Here is an 8,450-nt window from a genome sequence, read left to right on the forward strand (position 1 = left end):
TCCTCGACGACGCAGCGGGCCGGACGGAGGCGTCCGGTCTCGGTCAGGGGTGCATTACGGTGGGGCACGAGGGCCTTTCGGTCAGGTGTAGACGTCGCAATCCACACCGAACCGGAAGGTCCTCACCCGTTCAAGATCCCTCAGCCGAGACCTGGCTCACCCGTCCACAACCTCCCAGGACAGAACACCTAGCGCTCCGGGGGCGCGATCGTGGTCGCCCAGGTACGGAACAGCGTGAGGGCCTCGGTGAGGTTGCCGGGGCCGCACGCCGCGTGGAAGGTCTCCTCGGCGGTCCAGGCCCAGATCCAGTCCTGCGGCGCGCGGTTGATCTCCCGGCGGATGTAGTCGCGTCCTTCCAGGCCGGTCTCCTCCAGGTCGATGCTGACGGTCCAGCCGGGATTGTCGAGCGTGGCGATCTTCACGCCCCACTCGTGTTCCCACTCGCCGTCGCACTGCTGCGCGTACCAGTTCTGCAGCCAGTCGAGAAGGGGCTCCCTATCACTCATGGCAGGTGATGCTAGGCGGTTTGCGCACCGGGTCAGCGGCCTTGCCGCGTACGGGAATTCACTCGCCGCCTGTCCGATGGTCCCCGTTGGCCCGCGGGTTGGCGGCCGTGCCCTCCGTGCTCAGCAGGACGACCACCGACGACGCGTCAAGTCCCAGTGCCGTACGGCGTTCTTCGCCGCCCTCGCCCGTGAGCACCACGCGCACGCCCGCCAGCGACGCCGCCCCGCAGGGACCCGAGGAGACACCGAGCGCCGCGAGATCACCGGCCGCGACCGCGCTGTCGAGGTCGGTGACGGCGACCGCCGCGTCCAGCCCGTCGCGCAGGCAGGGCCAGGCGATGCTGGACGGGGTACCGCAGTTGAGCCCGGCCATGGTGGTTTCGCCGGTGCTGACGCTGACCGGTTCGCCGAGGCCGAGGCTTTCGAGGACGCAGGCCGCCGCCTCCGGCTCCACCGACAGCAGCGCCGGGGACTGCCCGGACGGGCGGCTGCGGTAGTGGGTGACGACGGCCTGCGCCAGTGAGCCCACCCCCACGGGTACGGCGACGAGATCCGGGCCCGCGGCGTGTCCTCCTTCCGTCAACTGCTCGTCGATCTCGGCGCAGAGGGTGGAGTAGCCCTCGACGATCCACCCCGGGATCCGCTCGTAGCCCGCCCAGGCCGTGTCCTGTACGAGGACCGCGTCCGGGCGGGCCGCCGCCGCCTCGGCCGCCAGGCGTACGGCCTCGTCGTACGCCCCGGCGACCTCGGTGACCGTCGCTCGTTCGGCGGCGATGGCAGCGACGGCGCGCGGATGCACGCCCCGTGGCACGAAGACGTGGGCGCGCTGTCCCAGCAGGCGTGCCGTACGGGCCACCGCCCGGCCGTGGTTGCCGTCGGTGGCCGTCACCAGGGTGACGGGGCCCGGTTCCTCCCCGCTCGCCGCTCGCTCGGCAAGGACGCGGTGGACCGCCCAGGATGCACCCAGCGCCTTGAACGCGGGCAGCCCGAGACGGGACGACTCGTCCTTGACGAAGACTCGGCCCACCCCCAACTCCGCCGCCAGTTGTGGGAGTTCGGTCAGTGGAGTGGATGAGTGGCCGGGCAGTGCGGCGTGGAAGTCCCGTACCTCGGCGGGTGCGGGCGCACACCGCCAGGTTCGGGCGCCGGGCCGCACGAGGCACTGCGGCGTACGGGGGGAGGAGGGAGCGTTCTCAGTCACCCGACCAGGGTCCGGCGTTCACCTCCGATCGGTCCAGTCGTCGGCGACGTTGCGGGCTCCTCACAGGACGGCAGGACCGCCCGGCCCGACAGGGCTCAGCGGGTGGCCTGTTGGGGAATGCGCGCGTCGGCCCAGCGCGAGAGGTTCGGTTCGGCGAGCGAGGAGACCCAGAGGTCGACCATGGCCGTGGTGCGCTCGCCCGGCCAGGGACCGACCCCGAGAATGCGCATCCCGGCTCGCGACGCCGCTTCGACGCCGCACAGCGAGTCCTCCACGGCGAGCGCGTCGGCCGGCTCCGCGCCGCAGCGGCGCGCGGCGGTCAGGTAGACGTCAGGCTGCGGTTTGGGCCGGGTTCCGGCGTCGGGGACCACGATGTGGTCGAAGTAGTCGCGCAGGTCAGCCGTGTCGAGGCAGGACTCGACGACCTCGCGCGGGCAGTTGCTCGCCACTGCCAGCGGCGCGAACGTGGCCGCGGACGCGACCAGTTCACGGGCTCCGGGCATGGTCACCGGATTCTCCGCGACCAGTTCGAGGAAGATCCGGAGCAGACCGCCGGTCAGTTCCTCGGTGAGGTCGGGGTGTCCGCTCTCCACGGCCATGAGCCGGCCGCACTCGGTGTAGTGCAGGCCCTTGGCGCGCTCCGCGAAGCCCGGGGCGGCGACCAGGCCGTACTCGCCGAGCGCGTGCTCTCTCGCGTCCTGCCAGTGCTTTTCGGTGTCCATGAGGGTGCCGTCGCAGTCGAAGACGATGGCCGACGGCGTCCAGGAGAGGACGCGTTCTGAGCTCATGCGATTGGTTTCCGTTCCGAAGTACCCGAGGAGGGGGGAACGCCGAGCACCGTGCCCTCGCGCACGGTCGCCGCGTTGATCGCCCGCTCCGGGGCGGGATCGGTTCCCGGTGGGCGTACGCGAAGGGAGAAGCCCCTCGGACTCACCCAGGAACATAACGATCGCTACGTTATGTACCTTTACGAAATGTGGTCAAGCAGGGACACATGGTGATGAAGGTGTGTCTACCGGTACTCCAAGGCCCCATAGGCGACGTACCGGCCTCCCTGGAGGACACGAAAACCGCAGGTCCGGTGGTGCGGCACGGACAGCACCCGGGCCGCCGGCGCGAACTCGGCGAAGCTCACGGCTTTCAGCCGACCGGCGGTAGGGCGCAGGCGCCGGCCGTCGCTCGCCAGCGCCCCGGCCTGCCGCGCCGCCTCCAGCAGGACCATGCCCGGCACATGGTCCGAGGGGTGGTCGAAGAAGAAGGGATGCAGCGGATCGGCCGGTCGCAGCGACAGGGCACCGTCGTCACCGACCGCGATCATCACATCGCGTGCGTGACCTGCTCCGATCCGCGCGAGGTCCGGCCGGACCCAGTCACCGGCGGGTACGGGCGGACGAACAGCCGCTCGGGCACCGCGCAGGGCGGCGTACCGCGCCGGGCTCACGAAGCGCGCGCCGCCCCCTGCCCGGGCGAACACCTGGGCACCGACGCGCATGGAGACCTCCATCCGGAGTCCGGCGACCGTCCCGTCCGCCCCGGTGCGTATGTCGCTCACGGCCGCCCGGCAGATGACATCGGTGGAGTTCGCGGTGGCGCGTGGCTCCAGGTCCGGATCGAACCGGAAGTGCAGGTCGGTGATCAACATCCGGAACCGGGGAGGCACTCCGTAGTGACTCAAAGGCAGGTATATGCCGAGCTGGCGCACCGTCTCGACGAGAATCAGCGGGCTGTGCAGGGGCTCACCGTCGCGCGGGAACGTGGGATGCGACCTCGGCCAGGACGCCGCCACGTCGAACACGTTCCGCTCAGGACTCGGACATACGTCGGTGAGCAGTACCTCCGCGGCCGACGTACGGTGCACCAGCTCACGAGGGACCGTACGTGACCAGCTCAGCCGGGATTCACCGGCGAGAACACCCGTTGAATTCTCCATGTAATCAGAAGAACTCATGCCTCATGGGTTCGCACGCCCGCTTTATGATCTTGACCACTTCATGGACTAGATTTCCCTGCGGTAAAGCGACGGTGCGGCATCGGGGATGAATGTGCAGGGACGGGCGGAAGCAACACGGCGTTCTCTTCTGGAGGCGGCTGCGCAATTGTTCGAGGAGCGGGGCTACGCGGGCACGAGTATCAGCGACATCAGCGCGCTTTCCGGGCGGACCAGCGGCGCGATCTACTTCCATTACGCGGGGAAGGAGAAGCTCGCCCTCGCGGTGATGGAGGAGCTGTTCGCGACCTGGCCCGCGCTGATCGGACGCCATCGCGAGGCGGACATCCCGGCGCTGGAGAAACTCGTCGCGCTGAGCTTCTCGGTCGCCCGCGCGTTCCGGGACGACGTCGTCGTACGGGGCGGCTCGCGGCTCTGGGCCGAACGCAAGTCCGTCGACGCCTCCCTGCCCTCCCCCTTCGAGGGCTGGATCGAAACGGTGGTCGGTCTGCTGGAGGAAGCCCGCCAGGAAGGGGCGCTCGGCCCCTCCGTGGTCCCCCGAAAGGCCGGGAACGCGGTCGTGTACGCCTTCTTCGGACTCCACACCGTCTCCGACGCACTGGACGGACGGGAGCACATCGAAGAGAGACTCCACGATCTGTGGCTCCTGCTGCTGCCCGCCCTCCAGGCGACCGGCGGCGGCGCCGAAGGCCGGGGCCGGCCCCTCAAGTTCGATTTCGACGGCGCGAAAAGGCGTTAGGAGCGATGGGGCGATGGGGGCGACAGGCGATATTGAATCCCGCTGGACGCTCAACTACCCTTTTCGGTATGGCCAATCAGCTTGCTGCCGGGTCGGAACTCCTCGCGTATGTGCGCGAATTCTCGCTGCGGGAAGACGCTGTTCTGCGCGATCTGCGCCGGACGACCGCAGAGCTGCCCGGCGGGGAGGCGATGCAAGTCATGGCCGAGGAAGGGCAGTTCCTCGCGTTCCTGGTCGCGGTGACGGGAGTGACCGATGTGTTGGAGATCGGTACGTTCACCGGCTACAGCACCTTGTGCATGGCTCGCGCTCTGCCGCCGGGCGGGAAACTCGTCACCTGTGATGTGACCGATCGGTGGCCCGAGATCGCGGCGGACTACTGGCGGCGGGCGGGTGTTCACGAGCGGATCGACGTGCGGATCGGCAGGGCGGTCGAAACCCTTGAGGAAATGGTTTCCGAAGGCTGTGCGGATCGGTTCGGGCTCGTGTTCATCGATGCCGACAAGGCGAATTATCCGGCGTATTACGAGTTGGCGCTGCGGCTCGTACGGCCGGGTGGTCTCGTGGTGGTGGACAACACCCTTTTCTTCGGACGGGTCGTCGACCCCGCCGCCGACGACGCGGACACCGCCGGTGTACGTGAGGTCAATGCCAGGATTCGGGACGACCGGCGGGTCGATGTGTCCATGCTTCCGATGGCCGACGGGATCACGCTGGTCCGCCGGCGGTGAGGTCGGGTGCGACGAGTCGGGCCGTCGTGGGGGCGGCGCGGCGGGTGGCCGGCAGGTGGAGCAGTTGGACGTCGGCGCCTGGGCGCGACGGGACGAGGGCGCGGCAGTCGCAGGGGCGGTCGTCGAATCCGGCGAACCGGTAGGCGATCTCCATCATCCGGTTGCGGTCGGTGGGGCGGAAGTCCGCCAGCAGATGGACACCGGCGCGGGCGGCCTGGTCCGTCAGCCAGTTGAGGATCATCGTGCCGGTGCCGAAGGCCACCACCCGGCACGAGGTGGCCAGCAGCTTGAGATGCCAGGCCCCCGGGTGCTTCTCCAGCAGCAGCACCCCCACGGCACCGTGCGGTCCGAAGCGGTCGGTGAGCGTCGTGACCAGGACCTCGTGGCCGGGGCGGGCGAGCAGCGCGCGCAGGGCATGGTCCGGGTAGTGCACCCCGGTCGCGTTCAACTGGCTGGTGCGCAGGGTCAGTTCCTCGACCCGTGACAGTTCGTCCTCGGTGGCCCGCCCGATGCGCAGCACCATCTCCAGCGAGCGCAGGAAGTCCTCGTCCGAGCCGGTGAACCGGGTCTGTTCGTCCGTACGCCGGAAGCCCGCCTGGTACATCTTCCGGCGCCTGCGCGCGTCGACGGTCACCGACCTCGGGCTGAACTCGGGCAGGCCGAGCAGCGTCGTGGCGTCCGCCGCCGGATAGCAGCGCACGTCCGGGAGATGGTGGGCGACCTCGGCCCGTTCGGCCGGCTGGTCGTCGATGAAGGCGACGGTGCCGGGAGCGAAGTTCAGCTGCTCGGCGATCCGGCGTACGGCGTCCGACTTGCGCCCCCAGCCGATCTGCGGCACGACGAAGTAGTCGGCGACGCCCAGTGCCTCCAACCGGGCCCAGGCGAGGGCGTGGTCGTTGCGGCTGGACACCGACTGGAGTACGCCCCGGGTGTCCAGGCCGACGATCACCTCGCGGATCGCGTCGGACAGGACGACGGTCTCGTCCTCCAGCAACGTGCCCTGCCAGAGCGTGTTGTCGAGATCCCAGACCAGGCACTTCACCGTGGTGGCGGCAGTCATGTCCGGCTCCGGGCGTGGTCGGCCAGGATCAGCTGGCACACCTCGTTGCTGCCCTCGATGATCTCCATGAGCTTCGCGTCGCGGTACGCCCGTGCGACGACATGGCCGTCCTGCGCGCCGGCCGATGCGAGCACCTGGACGGCGGCGGCGGCGCCGTTGGCCGCCTGGCCCGAGCTGACGTACTTGGCCAGCACGATCGCGGTGCCCAGATCTGCGGCGTTCTCGTCCCAGCGGCGGCTGGCGTATTCACAGACCCGGGCGGCGATCTGCTCGGCGGTCCAGAGGTCGGCCAGATGCCGGGCGACGAGTTGGTGCCGCCCCAGCGGCAGGCCGAACTGGTGCCGGGAGCCCGCGTGTTCGACGGCCGCCGTCACACAGGCCCGCAGGATCCCGACGCACCCCCACGCGACGGAGAGACGGCCGTAGGCCAGGGCCGTCGTCACCAGCAGCGACAGCGGCTGCCGCCCGCCGCCGAGCAGACTGCTCAGCGGCAACCGCACCTCGTCCAGCCGGAGATCGGCGTGCCCGGCCGCCCGGCAGCCCAGCGGATCGGTCACCCGGCGCAGCCGAACCCCGGGGGCGGTCCGGGGGACCACCACCACGGCGCCCTCCTCCCCCATCCGTGCGACGACCAGGAAGAGATCGGCGTACTCGGCGGCGGTCACCCACTTCTTGCGGCCGGTGAGCACGAGCGTGTCCCCGTCGAGCGTGACGGTGGTTTCGATGGCCGACAGGTCACTGCCCGCCTGCGGCTCGCTGAACGCGACCGCCGCCGTGTCACCCGAGGCCAGCCGGGGCAGCAGCTCCGCCGACTGGGCGCGGTCACCGAGCCGTTCGACGGTCCACGCGGCCATCCCGCCTGAGGTCATCACGCTCCGCAGGGAGCTGCACAGACTGCCGACATGGGCGGTGAACTCGCCGCTGTCCGCACTGTTCCAGCCCGGCCCGCCGTACGCCGTCGGGATCTGGGCCGTGAGGTGGCCGGCCGCGCCGAGCTTGCGGACGACGTCCTCGGGCAGCCGGCCCGCCCGGTCCCAACGGGCCGCCTGGTCTCCGACGAGTGCGGTGACCGCCGCGGTGGCCGCGGCGACGGCTTCACGCACCGGAGCCACCGGAGTCACCGGCAGTCGGCTGCTGTTGGAGCCGCTCGACCAGCGCGGTCATCTGAAGCACCGTACGGAAGTTGTCCATCCGCAGATCGGCGCCGCGTACGGCGATGCCGTACGACCGCTCCAGGTGCACCACCAGCTCCATGGCGAAGAGGGAGGACAGCCCGCCGGAACCGAAGACGTCCGCGTCGGTCTCCCAGGTGCGGCCCGTACGTGTCGCCAGGAACCGCAGCAGGTCCGTCTGGACGGTGTCGGATGACGTGGTCATACGTGTTCTCCCTCGTACTCGTGCCCGTACTCGTAGAAGCCGCGCCCGCTCTTGCGACCGAGGTGGCCCGCCTCCACCAACTCCAGCAGCAGGTCGCAGGGGCGGCAGCCTTCGTCGCCGGTCCTGCTGTGCAGCACCCACAGCGAGTCGACCAGGTTGTCCAGCCCGATGAGGTCGGCGGTGCGCAGCGGACCCGTCGGGTGGCCCAGACAGCCCTGCATGAGCAGGTCGACCGACTCGGCGCTCGCGGTGCCGGCCGCCACCACCCGTACCGCGTCGTTGATCATGGGGTGCAGGAGCCGGCTGGTGACGAAACCCGGCGCGTCGTTCACCACGATCGACTCCCGGCGCAGCGCGCCGAGCAGGGCCCGTAGCGCGTCCAGCGTGGCCTGGCCGGTGTGCGTCCCCCGGATCACCTCCACGGTCCGGATCAGACAGGGCGGATTCATGAAGTGGGTGCCGATCAGATCGGCCGGCCGTGTCAGTGCTCCCGCCAGTTCGTCGATGGGGATCGCCGACGTGTTCGAGATGATCGGGGTGCCCGGCGCGACCAGTGAGCAGACGTCGGCGAGGGCTTTCGCCTTGGCCTCGGGGTCCTCGGTGACCGCCTCGATCACGGCGGTGGGGTGCGCGTCACCGGCCGTCACCAGGTCGGCGAGGGACCGGCCGGTGGCGAGGGCGCCGGGGTCGGTCCCGTCCGGCAGCGCGCCCATCAGCCGTGCCATCCGCACCTGTTGGCCGATCCGGGCCGGGGCCCCGTCAAGTCGGCGCCGGTCCAGGTCGATCAGCGACACCGCGACCCCGTGCCCGACCGCGAGCGCGGCGATGCCCGATCCCATCACCCCCGCCCCGAGCACAGCCAGTCGCCGCCCGGCGCCGGGCGTACCG

Annotated in this window: 10 protein-coding genes; 2 read left to right on the forward strand and 8 right to left on the reverse strand. The window is 70.3% G+C overall.

Features of this window, described 5'->3' with window-relative positions; all coding sequences use genetic code 11:
• Positions 1 to 188: 188 nt before the first annotated feature.
• From BHU15_RS32745 to BHU15_RS32760, 4 genes are all read right to left on the reverse strand, one after another.
• Entirely contained in the window at positions 189 to 506 is a 318-nt protein-coding gene (locus BHU15_RS32745; protein WP_069630457.1) for an immunity 53 family protein, read from the reverse strand.
• Positions 507 to 564: 58 nt separating this feature from the next.
• Positions 565 to 1,707: a diaminopropionate ammonia-lyase gene (locus tag BHU15_RS32750; RefSeq protein WP_069630458.1), complete on the reverse strand. Its 1,143-nt coding sequence runs from the start codon at positions 1,705 to 1,707 to the stop codon at positions 565 to 567.
• Positions 1,708 to 1,802: 95 nt separating this feature from the next.
• Complete coding sequence (locus BHU15_RS32755; RefSeq protein ID WP_069630459.1) at positions 1,803 to 2,495, reverse strand: HAD family hydrolase; 693 nt, start codon at positions 2,493 to 2,495, stop codon at positions 1,803 to 1,805.
• 224 nt (positions 2,496 to 2,719) lie between these two features.
• Positions 2,720 to 3,637, reverse strand: a complete 918-nt coding sequence (locus BHU15_RS32760; RefSeq protein WP_079128533.1) for a ScbA/BarX family gamma-butyrolactone biosynthesis protein — start codon at positions 3,635 to 3,637, stop codon at positions 2,720 to 2,722.
• 106 nt (positions 3,638 to 3,743) lie between these two features.
• Here BHU15_RS32760 and BHU15_RS32765 point away from each other — a divergent pair, with 106 nt between their 5' ends.
• Positions 3,744 to 4,394 carry a ScbR family autoregulator-binding transcription factor gene (locus tag BHU15_RS32765; protein WP_069630461.1) on the forward strand — a complete coding sequence of 217 codons (651 nt, stop codon included), beginning with the start codon at positions 3,744 to 3,746 and terminating at the stop codon, positions 4,392 to 4,394.
• 68 nt (positions 4,395 to 4,462) lie between these two features.
• A complete protein-coding gene (locus tag BHU15_RS32770; protein ID WP_069630462.1) occupies positions 4,463 to 5,125 on the forward strand; it encodes an O-methyltransferase in 663 nt (220 codons plus the stop codon).
• On the opposite strand, the gene BHU15_RS32775 is transcribed toward BHU15_RS32770, so the two are convergent.
• From BHU15_RS32775 to BHU15_RS32790, 4 genes are read right to left on the reverse strand one after another with little or no spacing between them, the layout of a single operon-like run.
• Positions 5,103 to 6,185 (reverse strand): HAD-IIIC family phosphatase, encoded by a 1,083-nt coding sequence (locus BHU15_RS32775; protein ID WP_069630463.1) that lies wholly within the window; start codon positions 6,183 to 6,185, stop codon positions 5,103 to 5,105. The two genes, BHU15_RS32770 and BHU15_RS32775, sit on opposite strands and share 23 nt — an antisense overlap.
• Positions 6,182 to 7,288 carry an acyl-CoA dehydrogenase family protein gene (locus BHU15_RS32780; protein WP_069630464.1) on the reverse strand — a complete coding sequence of 369 codons (1,107 nt, stop codon included), beginning with the start codon at positions 7,286 to 7,288 and terminating at the stop codon, positions 6,182 to 6,184. Before BHU15_RS32780 ends, BHU15_RS32775 begins: the two co-directional genes overlap by 4 nt.
• Positions 7,281 to 7,562: an acyl carrier protein gene (locus BHU15_RS32785; protein ID WP_069630465.1), complete on the reverse strand. Its 282-nt coding sequence runs from the start codon at positions 7,560 to 7,562 to the stop codon at positions 7,281 to 7,283. The genes BHU15_RS32780 and BHU15_RS32785 overlap by 8 nt, the downstream gene beginning before the upstream one ends.
• The gene (locus tag BHU15_RS32790; RefSeq protein WP_438284998.1) at positions 7,559 to 8,425 is read right to left on the reverse strand and encodes a 3-hydroxyacyl-CoA dehydrogenase family protein; all 867 of its coding nucleotides are present in this window, start codon (positions 8,423 to 8,425) and stop codon (positions 7,559 to 7,561) included. The genes BHU15_RS32785 and BHU15_RS32790 overlap by 4 nt, the downstream gene beginning before the upstream one ends.
• Positions 8,426 to 8,450: the final 25 nt, after the last annotated feature.

The sequence above is a fragment of the Streptomyces niveus genome (assembly GCF_001723055.1).
Classification (GTDB): domain Bacteria; phylum Actinomycetota; class Actinomycetes; order Streptomycetales; family Streptomycetaceae; genus Streptomyces; species Streptomyces niveus.

Excerpts from the sequence above, each read along its gene's own strand:
- BHU15_RS32745 (WP_069630457.1), bottom strand. The coding sequence starts at position 506 with ATGAGTGATAGGGAGCCCCTTCTCGACTGGCTGCAGAACTGGTACGCG.
- BHU15_RS32755 (WP_069630459.1), bottom strand. The coding sequence starts at position 2,495 with ATGAGCTCAGAACGCGTCCTCTCCTGGACGCCGTCGGCCATCGTCTTC.
- BHU15_RS32760 (WP_079128533.1), bottom strand. The coding sequence starts at position 3,637 with ATGGAGAATTCAACGGGTGTTCTCGCCGGTGAATCCCGGCTGAGCTGG.
- BHU15_RS32765 (WP_069630461.1), top strand. The coding sequence starts at position 3,744 with ATGAATGTGCAGGGACGGGCGGAAGCAACACGGCGTTCTCTTCTGGAG.
- BHU15_RS32770 (WP_069630462.1), top strand. The coding sequence starts at position 4,463 with ATGGCCAATCAGCTTGCTGCCGGGTCGGAACTCCTCGCGTATGTGCGC.
- BHU15_RS32775 (WP_069630463.1), bottom strand. The coding sequence starts at position 6,185 with ATGACTGCCGCCACCACGGTGAAGTGCCTGGTCTGGGATCTCGACAAC.
- BHU15_RS32785 (WP_069630465.1), bottom strand. The coding sequence starts at position 7,562 with ATGACCACGTCATCCGACACCGTCCAGACGGACCTGCTGCGGTTCCTG.